This is a genomic window from Kitasatospora sp. NPDC127111 (genome assembly GCF_042677465.1).
Lineage (GTDB): Bacteria > Actinomycetota > Actinomycetes > Streptomycetales > Streptomycetaceae > Kitasatospora.
Genome location: NZ_JBHXTG010000015.1, coordinates 29,178 through 46,919, shown reverse-complemented (window position 1 = coordinate 46,919; position 17,742 = coordinate 29,178). Strand labels below are relative to the sequence as shown.

Below are 17,742 nucleotides of genomic sequence, written 5' to 3'. Positions count from 1 at the left end.
TGCCACAGTGCGGGCGGTTGCTGAGGGGTCGTAGGGTGAGGCACGTCCCGAGCGAGGAGAGATGGGAAGCATGAGCGCGAGCACGGACGCGAGCACCCAGGCAGGCACCGGCCGCGCGGACGCCCCGCGCGTGGTCCTCGGCGTCAGCGGCGGCATCGCCGCGTACAAGGCGTGCGAGCTGCTGCGGCGGTTCACCGAGTCCGGCCACCAGGTCACCGTCGTGCCGACCGAGGCCGCGCTGCACTTCGTCGGCGAGGCCACCTGGGCCGCGCTCTCCGGCCGTCCGGCCGCCACCGAGACCTGGGAGCGGGTCCACGAGGTGCCGCACGTGCGGATCGGGCAGAACGCCGACCTGGTCGTGGTCGCCCCCGCCACCGCCGACCTGATGGCCAAGGCCGCGCACGGGCTCGCCGACGACCTGCTCACCAACACGCTGCTCACCGCGCGCTGTCCGGTCGTGCTGGCCCCCGCGATGCACACCGAGATGTGGGAGCACCCGGCCACCCGGGAGAACGTCGCCACACTGCGCCGCCGCGGCGTGATCGTGCTGGAGCCGGCCGTCGGGCGGCTGACCGGCAAGGACACCGGCAAGGGCCGGCTGCCCGAGCCGTCCGCGATCTTCGACGCCTGCCGGGCCGTGCTGCGGCACGGCGGGGTCCGTTCGGACCTGGCCGGCCGGCACGTGGTCGTCTCGGCCGGGGGCACCCGGGAGCCGCTGGACCCGGTGCGCTTCCTCGGCAACCGCTCCTCCGGCAAGCAGGGCTACGCGCTCGCGGTGACCGCCGCCGCGCGCGGCGCCCGGGTGACCCTGCTCTCGGCCAACGCCGAGCTCCCCGACCCGGCCGGCGTCGACGTGGTGCACGTCTCGACCGCGCTGGAGCTGCGGGACGCCGCGCTGAAGGCGGCGGAGGACGCGGACGCGGTGGTGATGGCCGCGGCGGTGGCCGATTTCCGCCCCGCCGAGTACGCCACCGGCAAGATCAAGAAGGTCGAGGGGGTCGAGCCGGCGCCGGTCGCGCTGGTCCGCAACCCGGACGTCCTGGCCGAGCTCTCGGGGCACCGCCCCCGTTCGGGCCAACTGGTCGTGGGTTTCGCGGCGGAGACCGACGACGTGCTCGCCAACGGCCGTGCCAAGCTCGCCCGCAAGGGCTGCGACCTGCTGGTGGTCAACGAGGTCGGCAACGGCAAGGCGTTCGGCCAGGACGTCAACGAGGCCGTGGTGCTGGGCTCGGACGGCAGTGAGACGGCGGTGCCGGTGGGCCCCAAGGAGGCGCTCGCCGACGTGGTCTGGGACCTGGTCGCGGAACGGCTCCGAACGGTCGTGGACTGATCTCGAAGGGTGGTCGTTCGGTCTTCAATTCCGGAATGGAGTGACGGTTGCCGGTAGCCGACCGTTACACTCCAGGAATCAAGTCTTTCCGGATGTCCCCGGTTCGCCGGGGGCCTTCAGTCAGCAGCCGCTGCAACCCCAGGGAGCGCTGTGTCTCGCCGCCTGTTCACCTCGGAGTCCGTGACCGAGGGACACCCCGACAAGATCGCTGACCAGATCAGCGACACCATCCTCGACGCTCTCCTGCGGGAGGACCCGACCTCCCGGGTCGCCGTGGAGACGCTCATCACCACCGGCCAGGTGCACGTGGCCGGCGAGGTGACGACCAAGGCGTACGCGCCGATCGCCCAGCTGGTCCGCGAGCGGATCCTGGAGATCGGCTACGACAGCTCGAAGAAGGGCTTCGACGGCGCCTCGTGCGGTGTGTCGGTGTCCATCGGTGCCCAGTCGCCCGACATCGCGCAGGGTGTGGACACCGCGTACGAGGCCCGGGTCGAGGGCGACGAGGACGACCTGGACAAGCAGGGCGCCGGTGACCAGGGCCTGATGTTCGGCTACGCGTCCGACGAGACGCCGGAGCTGATGCCGCTGCCGATCACCCTGGCGCACCGCCTGTCGAAGCGGCTGTCCGAGGTGCGCAAGAACGGGACGATCCCGTACCTGCGCCCGGACGGCAAGACCCAGGTCACCATCGAGTACGACGGCGACAAGGCCGTGCGCCTGGACACCGTCGTGGTCTCCTCGCAGCACGCGAGCGACATCGACCTGGACTCGCTGCTGACCCCGGACATCCGCGAGTTCGTGGTGGAGCCGGAGCTGAAGGCGCTGGCCGAGCAGGGCATCAAGCTGGCGACCGACGGCTACCGGCTGCTGGTGAACCCGACCGGCCGGTTCGAGATCGGCGGTCCGATGGGTGACGCGGGCCTGACCGGCCGCAAGATCATCATCGACACCTACGGCGGCATGGCCCGCCACGGCGGCGGCGCCTTCTCCGGCAAGGACCCGTCCAAGGTCGACCGCTCGGCCGCCTACGCGATGCGCTGGGTCGCCAAGAACATCGTCGCCGCGGGTCTGGCCCGCCGCGCCGAGGTCCAGGTCGCCTACGCCATCGGCAAGGCCGAGCCCGTCGGCCTGTTCGTGGAGACCTTCGGCACCGAGACCGTCCCGGTCCTGGCCATCCAGAAGGCCGTCACCGAGGTCTTCGACCTGCGTCCGGCCGCGATCATCCGCGACCTGGACCTGCTCCGCCCGATCTACGCCCAGACCGCCGCCTACGGCCACTTCGGCCGCGAGCTGCCGGACTTCACCTGGGAGCGGACCGACCGGGTCGAGGAGCTGAAGAAGGCCGTGCAGGACTGAACGGCTGATCCGATCGTCTGACCGCAGGCGGTGGTCCCCCGGTGGGGGTGGCCACCGCCTGCGCGTTTCGGTGCGGGCGCGGTCCGCACTGTCGGTGTGACCTGGTACTACTTGGGGCGATGAGCAGCACAGAGGAGAACGGGGGCCCGGAGCAGCTGGCGTTCATCCGGGAGACGGTCCGCCGGGCCAAGCCCCGGACGTGGCGCGGTGCCAAGCTGGCCGAGCACCTGCCGGTCGCCCGGGTGGTGGTCGACAAGGGCGTGCTGACCATCGACAAGTTCTTCGACTACGCGGTGCCCGCCGCGATGGCGGAGGAGGCCCAGCCCGGCGTGCGGGTCCGGGTGCGGTTCGGCGCGCGGGTGGTCAAGGGCCAGCGCGAGGGCGGCGAACTGCACGACGGCTTCATCGTCGCGCGGCTGGAGCGGAGCGACTTCGCCGGCCCGCTGGCGCCGCTCGCCCAGGTGCTCTCGCCCGAGCCGGTGCTCACCCCCCAGCTGCTGCGGCTGTGCCGGACCGTCGCCGACCGGTACGCGGGCACCCTGGCGGACGTCCTCCAACTGGCCGTCCCGCCCCGGCACGCCAAGGCCGAGGCCGAGCCCTCGCCGGCCCCCCGCCCCCGGCCCGCCGCTCCGGCGCCCGGCGGCTGGTCGCGGTACGCCGCCGGACCGGACTTCCTCGCCGCGCTGGCCGGTGGCGGCTCCCCGCGCGCGGTCTGGACGGCGCTGCCCGGTCCCGGCTGGCCGTACGAGATCGCCCGGGCCGTCGCCGCCACGCTGGCGGGCGGGCGCGGCGCGCTGGTCGTCCTGCCGGACGGCCGCTCGGTGGCCCGGGTGGACCAGGCGCTGACCGCGTTGCTCGGCGAGGGCGTGCACGCCACCCTGGCGGCCGATCTCGGCCCGCGCGAGCGGTACCGGCGCTGGCTGACGGTGAGCCGCGGCTCGGTGCGCGCCGCCATCGGCACCCGCGCCGCGATGTTCGCCCCGGTCCGGGACCTCGGGCTGGTGGTCGTCTGGTCCGACGGCGACAGCAGCCACAGCGATCCGCGCGCCCCGCACCCGCACGTGCGCGAGGTGGCGCTGCTGCGCGCCGCGGAGGAGGGGGCCGGCGTCCTGCTCGGCGGGCACGCGGTGACCGTCGAGGGCGCGCAGCTGGTCCGCACCGGGTGGGCGCGGCCGCTCGTCGCCGACCGGGAGACCGTCCGCCAGGTGGCGCCGCGGGTCCGCACCGTCACCGACCAGGACCAGCACCGGGACGCCGCCGCCCAGGCCGCCCGGCTGCCCTCGGTGGCCTGGGAGGCCGCGCGGGAGGCGCTGGCGGCCGGCGGGCCGGTGCTGATCCAGGTGCCGCGCCGCGGCTACGTCCCCCGGCTGGCCTGCGGGCGGTGCCGCACCCCCGCCCGGTGCCGGCGCTGCGAGGGCCCGCTGGAGGCCGCCTCCGCGGACGCGCCGCTGCACTGCGGGTGGTGCGGGCAGCCGGAGCAGGACTGGCACTGCCAGGAGTGCGGCTCGTTCCGGCTGCGGGCCCAGGTGGTCGGGGCCAGGCGCACGGCGGAGGAGCTGGGCAAGGCGTTCCCGCGGGTGCCGGTGCGGACCTCGGGGCGGGACGCCGTGCTGGCCACCGTCCCGGACGAACCGGCGCTGGTGATCTCCACGCCGGGCGCCGAGCCGGTGGTCGAGGGCGGCGGCGGGTACGCGGCGGCCCTGCTGCTGGACGGCTGGGCGCTGCTCAGCCGCCCCGACCTGCGGGCCGGCGAGGAGACCCTGCGGCTCTGGCTGGCCGCCGCCGCCCTGGTGAAGCCGTCGGCCGAGGGCGGCACGGTGGTGGTGGTCGCCGAGCCCACGGCGCGGCCGGTGCAGGCGCTGGTCCGCTGGGACCCGCTCGGGCACGCCGGGCTGGAGCTGGACGAGCGGGCGCAGCTGCACTTCCCGCCGGTGTCGCGGATGGCCTCGGTGACCGGCAGTCCGGCGGCGGTCGCGGACCTGCTCGCGCTGATCCGGCTGCCGTCCGAGGCGGACGTGCTCGGCCCGGTGCCGGTGCCGGCGCTGCGGGGGGAGGAGCAGGAGCGGGCGCTGCTGCGGGTGCCGCCGGGGCAGGGGGCGGCGCTGGCGGGGGCGCTCAAGGCGGCGCAGATCGCGCGGATCGCGCTGCGGACGCCGGAGGCGGTGAAGGTGCGGATCGACCCGACGGACATCGGGTGAGGCTTGGCGGCCGGGTGCGGTGCGGGGCGGGCGGCTGCCGGGAGAGGGGTGTTGCGAGGTGCCGGGTGGGGCGCTGCGAGGTGCCCGGTGGGGTGCCCGGCCGCCGGGTGAGGGTGCTGCGGAGGGGCGGCTGCCGGGTGAGGGCGTCGCCAGGGGCGGGCGGCTGCCGGGTGGGGCGTCGCCAGGGGCGGGCGGCTGCCGGGTGGGGCGTCGCCAGGGGCGGGCGGCTGCCGGGTGAGGGGCGGCTGAGTGCGCCGCTCCCCACCCGGGCCGCGCCGCTGCTCAGCCGCGCAGGGGGACGCCGGAGCGGTCCATCGCCGCGCGGTCCAGCGCGCTGCGGTCCAGGCCGCCCTGGCGGGCCGCCGGGACGGTCGCGGCCAGCCCGGTCGGGGCGGACGCGGCGGGCAGCTCCTCGGCGCGGTCCGGCCGGCCGGGCCCCGGAACGCCGGAGGCCGGCACCCCGCCGGCCGCCAGCAGCTCGCTGGTCGGCCGGCGCATCCCGTACCGCCGGTGCACCGCCTGCTTGGTGACCCCGAGGGCCGAGCCCACCGAGTCCCAGGAGAAGCCCAGCGCCCGGTCGAACTCGACCGCCGCCGCGACCAGCGTCTCCACGCTCTCGCGCAGCTCCTGCGCCAGACGCACCGTCGGCGCCGGCGCCCGTCCGTACACCACGAACCCGGCCGAGGTGCTCGGGCGGCGCGGACGGTAGACGTTGCCCAGTTGGGCGGTGAGGGTCCGCAGCGCGTCGACCTGGCGCCTCACCCGCTCGATGTCCCGCACCAGCAGGTGCAGGCTCGCCCGCGCCCGTGCGTCGTGGTTGATCTGCTCGGCCATGGCCTACGTGCCACCTTCCGTACGGTTCAGCTCGGCCGGAACGCGGTGTCCCGCGCGCTCCGGCCCCGGTCAATCTCACTTGACCAACGCCGGACCGGGGGCCGGGGTCACGCAGCGCGGGCGAGTCGGGATATGCCAGATGCCCGGGCGCGGCCCGAACGGGGCCGGTGGGATTGCATAGACTTGACGACGGTCCGGCGTCCGCACACCGACGATCCCGACCCGGAATCCGCGGTCCCGAGTCCGAAGTCCGCAGTCCGAAGCCAGAGTCCGAAGTCCGAGCGACAGGAGCCCGCAGCCCGTGGCGATCCAGCCGATCCGCATCTTCGGGGACCCGGTCCTCCGCGCCACCGCGAAGCCGGTGACCACCTTCGACAAGGAGCTGCGCACCCTCGTCCGGGACCTCACCGACACCATGCTCGACGCCCCCGGGGCCGGCCTCGCCGCGCCCCAACTCGGCATCTCGCTACGGGTGTTCACCTACCACGTGGACGGCGTCACCGGTCACCTGATCAACCCCGACCTGTCGCTCACCGAGGAGGAGCAGGACGGCCCCGAGGGCTGCCTCTCGCTCCCCGGGCTGCGCTACGACACCAAGCGCGCGTACGGGGTGGTCGCCAAGGGCTTCAACATGTACGGCGACCCGGTCACCATCGAGGGCACCCAGCTGCTCGCGCGCTGCATCCAGCACGAGACCGACCACCTCGACGGCATCATCTTCATCGACCGGCTCGACCGCGAGCAGCGCAAGGCCGCGATGAAGGCGATCCGCGAGACCGACTGGGGCGGCGGACCCGCGCCCGTCGTCCGGATCTCGCCGCACAGCACCTTCGGCTCGGCGCGCTGAACCCGTTTGGGTTGCCGAACCCGCTCGTTTCGTGAAGTCCCGCTACCAGAAAGGCACTTGATGCGCCTCGTGTTCGCCGGCACCCCCGAGGTCGCCGTTCCCGCCCTGGACGCCCTGCTCGCCTCCGACCGGCACGAGGTCGTCGCGGTGGTCACCCGCCCCGACGCCCCCGCCGGGCGAGGCCGCAAGCTGGTCGCCAGCCCCGTCGCCCAGCGCGCCGAGGAGGCCGGGATCGAGGTCCTCAAGCCGGCGAAGCCCAGCGACCCGGACTTCGTCGCCCGGCTCACCGAACTCGCCCCGGACTGCTGCCCGGTGGTCGCCTACGGCGCGCTGCTGCGGCCCGGCACGCTGGAGATCCCCGAGCACGGCTGGGTGAACCTGCACTTCTCGCTGCTGCCCGCCTGGCGCGGCGCCGCGCCCGTCCAGCACGCGGTGCTGGCCGGCGACGAGGTCACCGGGGCGTCCACCTTCCTGATCGAGCAGGGCCTGGACTCCGGGCCGGTCTTCGGCGTCCTCACCGAGGAGATCCGCCCCACCGACACCAGCGGCGAACTGCTGGAGCGGCTCGCCCACTCCGGCGCCCGGCTGCTCGCCGCCACCATGGACGGCATCGCCGACGGCACCCTGCACGCCGTCCCGCAGCCCGCCGAGGGCGTCACCCTCGCGCCGAAGATCACCGTCGAGGACGCCCGGATCGACTGGACCCACCCCGCCCTCCGGGTCGACCGCGTGGTGCGCGGCTGCGCCCCGGCGCCCGGGGCGTGGACGGTGTTCCGCGGTGAGCGGCTCAAGATCACCGGGCCGGTCACGCTGGTGACGGACTCGTCGGCGCTGGCGCCCGGGGAACTGGCGGTCGGCAAGAACAGCGTCCGGGTCGGCACCGGCAGCCACGAGGTCGAACTGGGCGAGGTGCGGCCGCAGGGCAAGAAGGCGATGCGGGCCGCCGACTGGGCGCGGGGCGCGCGGATCGAGTCCGGCGAGCGGTTCGGCCTCCTCGGCGAGGACTGAGCGCGCGAGGACGGGTCGGGCGAGTACCGGTCGACCAGGACCGGTCGACCAGGACCGGTCGGGCGAGACCAGTCGGCGAGGGTCTCGGCCGGCGGGGACCGACCGGGGGGCGGGCCGGACGCGCCGGCCCGCCCCCCGGCCCGCCGTCAGCCGGTGGCGGGGTAGGCGGTCAGGGCCTGGCCGGTGCCCTCGGCCGGGGCGAGGCCGACGTACTCGTTGACGGCGACCGGCGCCAGCTGCGGGCTGCCGGGCCGGTCCTGGCCGGTGGAGGCGTCCAGCATGACCGGGCCGTTCTTGGTGGTCCCGTAGACGACGCCGTGCCGGACCGCGGTGACCCTCGGCGCGACGCGGGTGTTCGCGTCGTCCGGGAGCTTCCAGAGCACCTTGCCGGTCGCGGGCTCGACCGCGAAGGCCGAGGAGTCGGTGGCGCAGACCGTCACCGAGCGTCCGTCGTACGTGCAGGTGTGCGTGAACCCGCCGGAGAAGTCGAGCGTCCGCTTGCCGGTCGCGCCGTCCACCAGCCAGGCGAAGTTCTTGCCCGAGCCGTAGTCGCGGCCCTGAACCACCACGGTGGCCGGCCCGGCCGGCCGCACCGTCGTCTGGTAGGAGTCGGCCTCCGCGTTCCAGGCCGTCTTGCCGTCGGAGACGTCGATCGCCGACAGCTTCTGCCGGACGCCGTCCTGGGTGACGACGCCGACGACCTGACCCTCGGTGAGCGCGGCGCCGAAGAAACCGTTCTGCGTCCAGAGGGTCTTCCTGGCGACGAGGTCCACGGCGAGGACGGCGCCGTGGTCGGAGTCCGAGACGGCGACCACGGCCGTGGTGCCGCGCACGCCGAGCAGGGTCGCGTACTTGTACTCGGCGGCGATGCCCTGGGGCAGGTCGAGCGGTAGCGACCAGGCGGGGCCGTGGGTGCCGGCGTCCATGGCCACCAGCTCGGCGATCCCGTGGTCCACGGAGGTGCCCTGGCCGCGCACGAGCTCCGGGAAGGACCCGATCACCAGGCGCTTGCCGCCCACCTCGGCGAGCACCGGAGTCTCGGCGAGGCTGGCGGGCTGCTGGGTGGGAGCCGTGCCGACCACCTTGCCGGTGGTCAGGTCGACCGCTTCGAGGCCCGCCTTGGCCGGGAGGTAGGCGGTCAGGCCGTCGAGGAGGACCGCCGAGGCCTTGGCCTCGACGGGGAGCGGCACGCCCTTGGCCCGGTCGAACGCGGACGGCGGGTCGAAGCTCTTGCGGGGCGTGGCCGAGGCGGTGGGCGTGGCCGTGGCCGTGGTGCCGCCGGAGCCTCCCGTGCCGCCGTTGCCGCCCTGGTCGGTGCCGCCGTTCTGGCCGCCGCCGCCGCTGCAGGCGCCGACCAGCAGCAGCACCGCGGCGGCGGACGCGATCCGTGCGGAAGCCCGTCCCGTCATCCGTCCCGTAATCCGTCCTGACATCCGTCCCGAAACCCGGCGTGAACTCATCCCCGTGGAACCCCCTCGTCGACGGCCCGCCTCCCCGGCGGGCAGATGATCACTGTACTTGGGCGAACGGAACGGGTGGCGGCGGAGTACGGACGGCCGGGAGGCCCCGGGCCGGGAGCCGGGGCCCGGGTTTCGCGTTACTGTTCCCTTGATAACCCCCGCAGCACTTTGAGGCACACAGGTATGAGCACGCCCAGCAGCACCCCCGGCGCCAAGCGCGCACCCCGGCCGCACCGCCGTCCGAAGAAGGACCCGGCCCGGATCGTCGCGTTCCGCGCCCTGCGCGCCGTCGACGAGCGCGACGCCTACGCGAACCTGATCCTGCCCTCCCTCCTCCGCGAGGCCGAGCAGAAGGGCATGGACCGGCGCGACGCCGCCCTCGCCACCGAACTGGTCTACGGCACCCTGCGCCTGCAGGGCACCTACGATGCGATCATCGCCGCCTGCATCGACCGCCCGCTCAGCAAGGTCGACCCGCCGGTGCTCGACGTGCTCTCGCTCGGCGCCCACCAGCTGCTCGCCACCCGCGTCCCCAGCCACGCCGCCGTCTCGGCCACCGTGGAGCTGGCCCGGGTGGTGCTCGGCGACGGCAAGGCCAAGTTCGTCAACGCCGTGCTCCGCCGGATCAGCGCCCACGACCTGGACGCCTGGATCGAGCAGGTCGCCCCGCCGTACGACGAGGACGCCGAGGACCACCTCGCCGTCGTCCACTCCCACCCGCGCTGGGTCGTCGCCGCGCTCTGGGACTCGCTCGGCCGCTGGCAGCCCCAGGCCTCCGGCCGCACCGCCGTCGAGGAACTGCTGCGCGCCGACAACGAGCGGCCCGAGGTCACCCTGGTCGCCCGCCCCGGCCGGGCCACCGTCGGCGAACTCGCCGACGCCCTCCCCGAGGCCGAGCCCGGCCGTTGGTCCCCGTACGCGCTCCGGCTCGCCGAGGGCGGCGACCCGGGCACGCTGACCGCGGTCCGGGAGAACCGGGCCGGCGTGCAGGACGAGGGCAGCCAGCTGGTCGCGCTCGCCCTCGCCACGGCGCCGCTCGACGGGCCCGACCGGGTCTGGCTGGACGGCTGCGCCGGCCCGGGCGGCAAGGCCGCGCTGCTCGGCGCGCTCGCCGCGGAGCGTGGCGCCGCGCTGGTCGCGAGCGAGAAGCAGCCGCACCGGGCGCGGCTGGTCGCGCGGGCGCTGGAGGGCAACCCCGGCCCGTACACGGTGATCGCCGCCGACGGCACGCGCCCCGCCTGGCGGGCCGGCGGCTTCGACCGCGTGCTGGTCGACGTCCCCTGCTCCGGCCTCGGTGCGCTGCGCCGCCGCCCGGAGGCGCGCTGGCGCCGCCGGCCGCAGGACGTCGCCGCCTTCGGCCCGCTCCAGCGGGACCTGCTGCGCTCGGCCGTCGACGCCACCCGGATCGGCGGCGTGGTCGGCTACGCGACCTGCTCGCCGCACCTGGCGGAGACCCGGGCGGTGGTGGACGACGTGCTGCGCGAGCAGGGCGGGCGGGTCGAGTGGATCGACGCGCGCCCGCTGCTGCCGGGCGTGCCGTCGCTCGGTGACGGCCCGGACGTACAGCTCTGGCCGCACCTCCACGGCACGGACGCGATGTACCTGGCGCTGCTGCGGCGCACCGCGTAGCGGTCCTCCGGGAGGGCGCCGCTACGGCTGGGGGCACGCCCCCGGCCCTTCGCCGGGGGACGCCGCCCGGCCGAGGGCCGGGGTCATCGACGGTCGACGACGACGCGGCGCGGTGCGTGCCCCGAATGCCGCCCCGCAGGCGGGCGTTCGAAGGCGGACCCGAGGGCCGGCCGCTTCGCTCGGGCGGCCTTCGGCGCTCTGGCCCCGGCTGCCCGCGGCCGGCGGCCGGTCGGTGGGCGGGCGGTGCCCGGGCGTCCGGGTGCGCGCCTCCGTGACCGGACGGGGGCGGGTTGGGCCGGGATCCGGGGCGTGCCGGGAGGAACGCGGCGGCCCGGGTGCGGAGCGGGTCGACCGGGTGTCCTCGCAGCAGCGGAGCTGGAGGTCGCGCCCGGTGCGGCCGCCGGCCGGGGAGGGTCGCTCGGATCCGTGTCGGTGCTGGGAAGCCGGCCGGGCCGACTTCCGGTGCGGGCGCGGTGAGGTGGGCGTCGGCCGATCGCACTGACGCTGCGTCCGGCGTGGGCGCGGCGGGCGCGATCGTTGGATCGTGACCTGGGTTCTGCGGGGTGGCCGGGGGGTCAGTCGGTGGGGCGGGCGGTGACGAGGCGGTCGCCGAGTGCGCTGCGGTGGTAGAGCACGTGCCGGCCGTCCCGGGTGCGGGTGACCAGGCCGCCCGCGTGCAGGGCGCGCAGGTGCTGCGAGACGGCGCTCGGCGTCACGGCGAAGCGGCGCGCGAGGTCGGCCGTGGTCAGTGGTTCGGCGAGGACCCGGAGAATCCGGGCCCGCGGGGCGCCGAGCAGGCCGGCGAGCGCGCCGGCGGCGTCCGGCTCCGGGCCGGCCGGGGTCCACAGGGTCGCGATGCCCCGGCTCGGGTAGGCCAGCATGGGCGGCTCGCCCGGGTCCATCGGCGAGACGGGCTTGTACGCGAACAGCGACGGCATGAGCGGCAGCCCGCGGCCGGCCGCGGCCACCTGGTGCCGGCGGCTCATCCGGGCGATGTGCAGCGCGCCGTCGTGCCAGCGCACGTTCGGGTGCAGGTCGGAGAAGAGCAACCGCGCGCCCCCGCCCGCCAACTGCCGGGCCCGGTAGGTGATGTCGGCCTCCAGCACCAGCCGCATCTGGGGCCAGAACGGGCGGAACGCGACGTCCCAGTAGCGTCGGAGCAGCGCGCAGAGCGTCTCCAGCAGGCCGGGGAGGTGCCGGTCGCCGCCGTCGATGGCCGCCCGCAGGACGGCGGGGACCGGACCGGGCGCGTGCGCGACCCGCAGATCGCGCCGGACCACGGCGGGCGGGGTGCGGAGGACGGTCGCGAGCTCCTCCTCGACGGTCGGGGCGGCCGACCGCGGGCGTGGCGTCAGGAAGTCGGGCAGGGCCAGGCTCTCGCCGACCAGCGCGAGCAGCAGCCGGACGTCCCGCGGGTCGAGCCGGCCGAGCACCGAGCGCAGCCACGGCCGGTGCAGCGGGTACCGGCCCGGGTCGCGCAGCACCCAGAGGCTGCCCATCGCCTCCTGCAGGGGCGAGATCGCGAACCGGGTGTCGGCCAGGTCTTCGACGTCCAGGAGAAAGCTGATCATTAAGCGGAACGCTACATCGATTGGCAACCGGTGGGCGGTGGCGTGGACTTCGGCGCATGACGACGGCGGAGCGGGCGCGTGGGCGGCGGGCGGTGCGGGCCGCGGGGACGGCGGCGGAGGCGGGGACGCGCGCCGAGGGACGAGGGGGGCCGCCGGCGACGGGGCTGGTGTGGGTGCTGGCGGCCGTGTGCGGGGTGGCCGTCGGCAACGTGTACTTCCCGCAGGCGCTGGTACCGCTGGTGGGAGCCGGCTTCGGGGTGCCGGCGGGCGCGGCGTCGGCGGTGGTGACGGCGGTTCAGGTCGGCTACGCGGCCGGGATCTTCCTGCTGGTCCCGCTGGGGGACCGGGTCCGGGCGGGCCGGCTGCTCGTGCTGCTGCTCGGCGCGAGCAGCGCCGCACTGCTGGCGGCGGGCGCGGCGCCGACGCTGCCGGCGCTGGTGGCCGCCGGCGCGGTGGTGGGCGTGACCACGGTGGCGGCGCCGGTGATCGGCCCGCTGGCGGCCGGGCTGGTGGACGAGCGGCGGCGCGGGGTGGTCGGGGGCACGTTGCTCAGCGGTTCGCTCGCCGGGATGCTGCTCTCCCGGGTGCTGGGCGGCGTGGTCGGCGCGTGGGTGGGCTGGCGGGCGGTGTACGTCGGGGCGGCGGTGCTGACGGGGATCGCGGGCGTCGCGGTGGCGCGGGTGGTGCCGGTGACCGTGCCGCCGTCCGGCGCGTGCTACCCGGCGCTGCTGGCGGAACCGCTGCGACTGCTGCGCCGCGAACCGGAGTTGCGGCGGTCGTGCGGCTACCAAGCGGCGGTCTTCGCGGGCTTCTCGGCGGTCTGGGCGGGCGTCGCGCTGCTGCTGACCGGGCCCGCGTACGGGCTGGGCGCGGGGGCCGTGGGGGCACTCGCCTTCGTCAACGCGGCGACGATGTTCTGCACGCCGGTGGCGGGGCGGTGGGTGGACCGGCGGGGGCCGGACGCGGTGAACCTGGTCTGCCTGGGGGCGGTGGTCGGCGCGGGCGGGCTGCTGGCGCTGGGCGCGGTCGGGGGAGCGGTGGGGATCGCGGCGCTGGTGGCCGGCACGCTGCTGCTCGACGTCGGGATGCAGTCGGGGATGGTGGCCAACCAGGTGCGGATCTACGCGCTGCGCGACGGGGCGCGGAGCCGGCTGAACACGGCGTACATGACGTGCGCCTACGTGGGCGGCAGCGTCGGTTCGGGGGCCGGGGCCTGGCTGTACGGGGTGGGGGCGGGGTGGCTGGGCGTGTGCGGGCTGGTGGTCGGGCTGGCGGGGGTGGTGCTGGGGTGGCACGTGTGGCGGGTCAGGGGCGGGCGGCGTTGAGTTCGGCGCGGGCGTGGGCGAGGGCATCGCGGCTCTCGAGGGTGTGGCGGTGGGTGTCGCCGAGGGTCTGCTCGCACTGGGCGAGGGTGGTTTCGAGGAGCGGGACGGCGCGTTCGAGGTCGCCGCCCGCCCAGTAGGCGACGGCGAGGTTGATCCGGCTGGTCAGAGTGCTGTGGTGATCGTTGCCGAGGACCTCCTCGCGTTGGGCGAGGGTGGTTTCGAGGAGCGGGACGGCGCGTTGGAGGTCTCCGGCCGCCCGGTAGGCGACGGCGAGGGTGTGGCGGCTGATGAGGGTGTGGGGGTGATCGTTGCCGAGGACCTCCTCGCGTTGGGCGAGGGTGGTTTCGAGGAGCGGGACGGCGCGTTGGAGGTCTCCCGCCGCCCGGTAGGCGACGGCGAGGTTGCTCCGGGTGGTCAGGGTGGCGTCGTGGGTGTGGCCGAGGGTCCGTTCGCGCTCGGTGAGGGTGGCTTCGTAGAGGGGGATGGCGCGTTCGAGGTTGCCGGCCTCCTGGTGGGCGAGGGCGAGGTCGTGGCGGCTCGTCAGCGTCTCCGGATGGGCTGCTCCGAGGGTCCGCTCGCAGTGGGCGGCGTGGATTTCGCGCAGCGGGACGGCGCGGGCGTCGTGGCCGCGGCGGTAGAGGTACTGGGCGGCGGTGTAGTAGTGCCTCACGACCCGGTCCTGGTGCCGGCCGGGCGGGGTGCTGGCCGCGAGGGCGATGAGGTGGGGGACGAGGACGTCCCACGCGGTGTCGGGGAGGTACTCGGGCGGCTCGGGCAGGGCGTCGAAGGCCCTGGTGAGGGCGTGTTCGGCGGCCGCGCGGCCGGGGTCGCCCGGGGTGGTGCGCAGGACGGTCTGGAGGAGGCGGTGGATGCTCACCGTCTCCGCGGTGAGGGTGATCATGCTGTAGGCGTGCAGGTGGCCGAGGGCCTCGCCGAGCGCGTCGTCCTCGTCGTCCAGGTGCTGGAGCAGGCTGACCGGGATGTCGTCGGGGGCGAGCCAGGCGAGGGTGCGCAGGACCTCGATGGCGAGCGGGCTGCGCGTGGTGAGGACGGCCAGCGTCTGGTTCCAGACGCGTGCGATGGTGCGCTCGGCGTCGACGCCGTCGGCGGCCCGGTCGAGCTTGGTGGTGAGCTTGCGGCGGTAGGCCCCGATGGAGACCGTGCGGTTCTGCGCGAGGTAGGCGCCGGCCTGGTCGAGGGCGAGCGGGAGGTGGCCGAGGTCGGCGGCGAGCGCGCGGGCGTCCAGGAGTTGGCGCGCGGTGGGTTCGGCGCCGTCCAGGGCGTGGTCGCAGAGCAGGGCGGCGGACTCCTCCGGTGCGAGGGTGCCGAGTGCGCGGGTGGCGATGCCGCGCGGCCAGCCGGTGGCGCGGCGGGTGGTGATCAGGAGATGGCCGCCGGTGAGGGAGCCGAGGTAGCGGCGCAGGTCGCGCGGATCCTCGGCGTTGTCCAGGACGACCAGCCAACCCGGGTGCCAGTGCAGCCAGTTGAGCGCCCAGGCGATCCGCTCCGGTTCGCCGGCCCGCGCGGCCCAGGTGGGGGCGAGCCGGGCGGTCAGGGCGGCGAGGGACTGGTCGGCGCGGGCCCGGGACTCCGCGTTGACCCACCAGGTGAGGGTGTGATCGGCGAGGTGCCGGTGGGCGTAGGCGAGCGCGAGGGTGGTCTTGCCGATGCCGCCGAGGCCGTGCACGGTCGGCGCCTGGGTGACCGCCGAGCCGCCGTCGGCGGTCAGCGCCCGTCGCAGCCAAACGAGTTCGTCCGCGCGGCCGACGCAGAGCGGGGGCGGGGCCAGGTTGTGGGTGCCGGGCGGGGCCGGGGTGTCGCGGGCGGAGGTGGCGGCGTCGGCGGCGATCACCACCTGGTCGGTGGTGATGGCGGTGCCGATGGTGTGCGCCGCGATGGAGCGCTCGCTGGCGGCGGTGACCGCGGTGGTGGCCGCGGTGTCGGGGGCGGTCACGAGTCGGTTCGGTGCCCGCCGCCGGTGATGGCGGTGCCGATGGAGTACGCCGCGATGGAACGCTCGCCGTGGGCGGTGATGGTGATCGACGGTGCGGGCCGGGCGGCGAGGAGCTCGGCGAGCTCGCGGCGGAGCTCGGCGTCCTCGGCGAGGGCCCGGCGCAGGTGCAGGCGCAGCGCCGCCGCGACGGCGTCCGGGTCCTCGTCGGCGGCCTCGACGGCGGTCTCCAGCTCGGCGCGCCGGGCGGCGTCGCCGCGGCGCCAGACGCGCTGGAGGAACCGGCGGCCGGAGTCGGCGGTGGCGTCCGCGGCGGCGTCCAGTGCGGCGTTCTCGGCGCGGGTGAGCACGGCGGTGCCGTAGGTGGTCAGGGCGCCCGTCAGCAGGGGGCCGGCCTGGGCCAGCAGTTCGGTGATGTCGGTGCTCAACGGATCCACCCCGAGGAGAAGTTGACCGGATGTCGGCCGTCATTCTCGCACCCCGCACCCCGCACCCCGCACCTCGGAGCCGCGGCCGAACGGGCCGGTCAGGCGCGGGCGCGGAGGCGGCGGAGCATGCGGGCGTCCTGGAAGCCGACCGCGCGGGCGGCGGACTCGGCGGTGGCGCCGTGGGCGATGAGGTGTTCGGCGCGCTCGACCCGGAGTTCCTGCTGGTAGCGCAGCGGGGTGAGCCCGGTGGCCTCGGTGAAGTGGCGGGTGAGGGTGCGTTCGCTGACGCCGGCGGCCGCGGCGAGGTCGGCGAGGCCGAGCCGCGTGGTGAAGCGGGCGTCGATGAGGTCCTGCACCCGGTGGACGGCGTCGACCAGGTGGGCGCGGTGCCGGAGCATGGCGCTGGTCTGCTGGGCGTCGCCGTTGCGCCGGGCGTAGACGACCATCTCCCGGGCGATCCGGGCGGCGGCCGCGGGTCCGTGGCGGACGGCGACGAGGTGCAGGGCGAGGTCGATGCCGCTGGCGATGCCGGCGGAGGTGATCACCCGGTCGTCCACCACGTACAGCACGTCGCGGACCACCGTCGCGCGCGGGTGGCGGGCGGCGAGCTCCTCCTGGACGTCGTGGTGGGTGGTGCAGCGGCGGCCGTCCAGCAGCCCGGCGCGACCGAGGGCGTCGGCGCCCGCGCAGACGCTGGCGACGGTGCCGCCGGCCGCGTGGTGCGCGGCGAGCCGGGCCAGGGTGGCCGGGGCGAGCTCGCCGTGGGCGCGCAGGACGCGGGAGCGCCAGCCGGGGACGACGAGCAGGTCCTCCGCGGTCAGCTCGGGCCACGTGGTGGCGGCCCGGAGGGCGAGGCCCTGGGCGGTGGGGACGTCCTCCTGCTCGGCCACGTACCGGATCTCGTAGCCGAGGCCCTGGTCCGCCGCGGTGGAGAACACCTGGGCGGGCCCGGCGAGGTCGAGCAGGTGCAGCTGCGGCACGAGCAGGAAGACGACGCGCGTCACGATCCGGTCAGCTCCTCGACGGTGGCGATCCGGGCGAACCGCCCGGCCAGAGCGTACTCGGTGCGGGCGATGATCTCGTCGGTGGAGAGGGTGCGCGGGTCGGCGAGGATCTCGGCGAGGCTGCGGCCGGGCGGGGCGTCGCGGTGCTCGATGGGGTGGGTCGCGGTGGCGTCGGTGACGAAGACGACGTCGTAGCCGAGGTCCGCGGCGACCCGGGTGGTGGTCTCGCAGCACTGCTCGGTGCGGATGCCGCCGATCACCACCTCGCGGATGCCGCGCGCGGTGAGCAACTGCTGCAGGTTGGTGGTGGTGAACGCGTTGTGCGAGGTCTTGGTGATGACGGGCTCGCCGGTGGCCGGCTCCAGGCCCTCGATCAGGTGGACGTGCCCGTTCGCGGGGTCGAAGACGGTGCCGGTGCCCGGATCGCTGTGCAGGACCCAGACCACGAGGTCGCCGTTGGCGCGGGTGTGCTCGACCAGGCGGTTCACCTTGGCGACGATGTCGGGATCGGAGACGGCCGCCCAGTCGGCCCGCTGCCGGAAGGACTCCTGGACGTCGATGACGACGAGTGCGCTGTTCATGCTTCGATCATGGGCGGCGCGGGGGCGTGGCCGGAAGGCACCATCGGGGCCGGGTGCGGAACGATCCGGTCAGCGGGAGGCGGGAGGCGGGAGGCGGGAGGCGGGAGGCGGGAGGCGGGAGGAGCCGGTGGGGTCGCGGGGTGCACCGGGTTTTCACCCGCCTTGTCCGCCGCCCCCGCCGGGGGAGGGTGACGGGCCCCCACCCGGGGGACGGGAT

At 75.6% G+C, this 17,742-nt stretch carries 14 protein-coding genes; 7 read left to right on the top strand and 7 right to left on the bottom strand.

Annotated elements, in window-relative coordinates:
- Positions 1 to 70: 70 nt before the first annotated feature.
- The 3 genes from coaBC (at position 71) to ACFVHB_RS12645 (ending at position 4,887) form a co-directional block, all read left to right on the top strand.
- Positions 71 to 1,330 carry a bifunctional phosphopantothenoylcysteine decarboxylase/phosphopantothenate--cysteine ligase CoaBC gene (gene coaBC, locus ACFVHB_RS12655; protein WP_380319461.1) on the top strand — a complete coding sequence of 420 codons (1,260 nt, stop codon included), beginning with the start codon at positions 71 to 73 and terminating at the stop codon, positions 1,328 to 1,330.
- A gap of 150 nt (positions 1,331 to 1,480) precedes the next feature.
- Positions 1,481 to 2,689 carry a methionine adenosyltransferase gene (metK, locus tag ACFVHB_RS12650; protein ID WP_380319458.1) on the top strand — a complete coding sequence of 403 codons (1,209 nt, stop codon included), beginning with the start codon at positions 1,481 to 1,483 and terminating at the stop codon, positions 2,687 to 2,689.
- A gap of 119 nt (positions 2,690 to 2,808) precedes the next feature.
- Positions 2,809 to 4,887 carry a primosomal protein N' gene (locus ACFVHB_RS12645; RefSeq protein WP_380319455.1) on the top strand — a complete coding sequence of 693 codons (2,079 nt, stop codon included), beginning with the start codon at positions 2,809 to 2,811 and terminating at the stop codon, positions 4,885 to 4,887.
- A 282-nt stretch (positions 4,888 to 5,169) separates the two neighbouring features.
- Here the strand turns inward: ACFVHB_RS12645 and ACFVHB_RS12640 are convergent, their stop codons facing one another.
- Complete coding sequence (locus ACFVHB_RS12640; RefSeq protein WP_380319452.1) at positions 5,170 to 5,721, bottom strand: hypothetical protein; 552 nt, start codon at positions 5,719 to 5,721, stop codon at positions 5,170 to 5,172.
- 301 nt (positions 5,722 to 6,022) lie between these two features.
- On the opposite strand from ACFVHB_RS12640, the gene def reads away from it, so the two are divergent.
- Both def and fmt read left to right on the top strand, forming a co-directional pair.
- The gene (gene def, locus ACFVHB_RS12635; protein ID WP_380319449.1) at positions 6,023 to 6,568 is read left to right on the top strand and encodes a peptide deformylase; all 546 of its coding nucleotides are present in this window, start codon (positions 6,023 to 6,025) and stop codon (positions 6,566 to 6,568) included.
- Positions 6,569 to 6,628: 60 nt separating this feature from the next.
- Positions 6,629 to 7,576, top strand: a complete 948-nt coding sequence (fmt, locus tag ACFVHB_RS12630; RefSeq protein ID WP_380319446.1) for a methionyl-tRNA formyltransferase — start codon at positions 6,629 to 6,631, stop codon at positions 7,574 to 7,576.
- A 146-nt stretch (positions 7,577 to 7,722) separates the two neighbouring features.
- On the opposite strand, the gene ACFVHB_RS12625 is transcribed toward fmt, so the two are convergent.
- The gene (locus ACFVHB_RS12625) at positions 7,723 to 8,985 is read right to left on the bottom strand and encodes a PQQ-binding-like beta-propeller repeat protein (protein ID WP_380319443.1); all 1,263 of its coding nucleotides are present in this window, start codon (positions 8,983 to 8,985) and stop codon (positions 7,723 to 7,725) included.
- Positions 8,986 to 9,219: 234 nt separating this feature from the next.
- On the opposite strand from ACFVHB_RS12625, the gene ACFVHB_RS12620 reads away from it, so the two are divergent.
- The gene (locus ACFVHB_RS12620) at positions 9,220 to 10,665 is read left to right on the top strand and encodes an RsmB/NOP family class I SAM-dependent RNA methyltransferase (RefSeq protein ID WP_380319440.1); all 1,446 of its coding nucleotides are present in this window, start codon (positions 9,220 to 9,222) and stop codon (positions 10,663 to 10,665) included.
- 575 nt (positions 10,666 to 11,240) lie between these two features.
- Here the strand turns inward: ACFVHB_RS12620 and ACFVHB_RS12615 are convergent.
- A complete protein-coding gene (locus tag ACFVHB_RS12615; protein ID WP_380319437.1) occupies positions 11,241 to 12,236 on the bottom strand; it encodes a helix-turn-helix domain-containing protein in 996 nt (331 codons plus the stop codon).
- Positions 12,237 to 12,292: 56 nt separating this feature from the next.
- On the opposite strand from ACFVHB_RS12615, the gene ACFVHB_RS12610 reads away from it, so the two are divergent.
- The gene (locus tag ACFVHB_RS12610) at positions 12,293 to 13,561 is read left to right on the top strand and encodes an MFS transporter (protein ID WP_380319434.1); all 1,269 of its coding nucleotides are present in this window, start codon (positions 12,293 to 12,295) and stop codon (positions 13,559 to 13,561) included.
- Here the strand turns inward: ACFVHB_RS12610 and fxsT are convergent.
- The 4 genes from fxsT to ACFVHB_RS12590 all read right to left on the bottom strand — a co-directional run bounded on the left by fxsT (position 13,542) and on the right by ACFVHB_RS12590 (position 17,525).
- Positions 13,542 to 15,515, bottom strand: a complete 1,974-nt coding sequence (gene fxsT, locus ACFVHB_RS12605; RefSeq protein ID WP_380319431.1) for an FxSxx-COOH system tetratricopeptide repeat protein — start codon at positions 15,513 to 15,515, stop codon at positions 13,542 to 13,544. The two genes, ACFVHB_RS12610 and fxsT, sit on opposite strands and share 20 nt — an antisense overlap.
- On the bottom strand, positions 15,512 to 15,940 hold the full coding sequence (locus ACFVHB_RS12600) for a hypothetical protein (protein ID WP_380319429.1): 429 nt from the start codon (positions 15,938 to 15,940) through the stop codon (positions 15,512 to 15,514). Before ACFVHB_RS12600 ends, fxsT begins: the two co-directional genes overlap by 4 nt.
- 98 nt (positions 15,941 to 16,038) lie before the next feature.
- Positions 16,039 to 16,944 carry a GlxA family transcriptional regulator gene (locus ACFVHB_RS12595; RefSeq protein ID WP_380319426.1) on the bottom strand — a complete coding sequence of 302 codons (906 nt, stop codon included), beginning with the start codon at positions 16,942 to 16,944 and terminating at the stop codon, positions 16,039 to 16,041.
- On the bottom strand, positions 16,941 to 17,525 hold the full coding sequence (locus ACFVHB_RS12590; RefSeq protein WP_380319423.1) for a cysteine hydrolase family protein: 585 nt from the start codon (positions 17,523 to 17,525) through the stop codon (positions 16,941 to 16,943). Before ACFVHB_RS12590 ends, ACFVHB_RS12595 begins: the two co-directional genes overlap by 4 nt.
- Positions 17,526 to 17,742 lie beyond the last annotated feature (217 nt).

What these genes read in the sequence shown, in the direction of transcription:
- coaBC (WP_380319461.1), top strand. Translation starts at nt 71, where the DNA reads ATGAGCGCGAGCACGGACGCGAGCACCCAGGCAGGCACCGGCCGCGCG.
- ACFVHB_RS12645 (WP_380319455.1), top strand. Translation starts at nt 2,809, where the DNA reads ATGAGCAGCACAGAGGAGAACGGGGGCCCGGAGCAGCTGGCGTTCATC.
- ACFVHB_RS12640 (WP_380319452.1), bottom strand. Translation starts at nt 5,721, where the DNA reads ATGGCCGAGCAGATCAACCACGACGCACGGGCGCGGGCGAGCCTGCAC.
- fmt (WP_380319446.1), top strand. Translation starts at nt 6,629, where the DNA reads ATGCGCCTCGTGTTCGCCGGCACCCCCGAGGTCGCCGTTCCCGCCCTG.
- ACFVHB_RS12625 (WP_380319443.1), bottom strand. Translation starts at nt 8,985, where the DNA reads ATGACGGGACGGGCTTCCGCACGGATCGCGTCCGCCGCCGCGGTGCTG.
- ACFVHB_RS12620 (WP_380319440.1), top strand. Translation starts at nt 9,220, where the DNA reads ATGAGCACGCCCAGCAGCACCCCCGGCGCCAAGCGCGCACCCCGGCCG.
- ACFVHB_RS12615 (WP_380319437.1), bottom strand. Translation starts at nt 12,236, where the DNA reads ATGATCAGCTTTCTCCTGGACGTCGAAGACCTGGCCGACACCCGGTTC.
- ACFVHB_RS12610 (WP_380319434.1), top strand. Translation starts at nt 12,293, where the DNA reads ATGACGACGGCGGAGCGGGCGCGTGGGCGGCGGGCGGTGCGGGCCGCG.
- ACFVHB_RS12590 (WP_380319423.1), bottom strand. Translation starts at nt 17,525, where the DNA reads ATGAACAGCGCACTCGTCGTCATCGACGTCCAGGAGTCCTTCCGGCAG.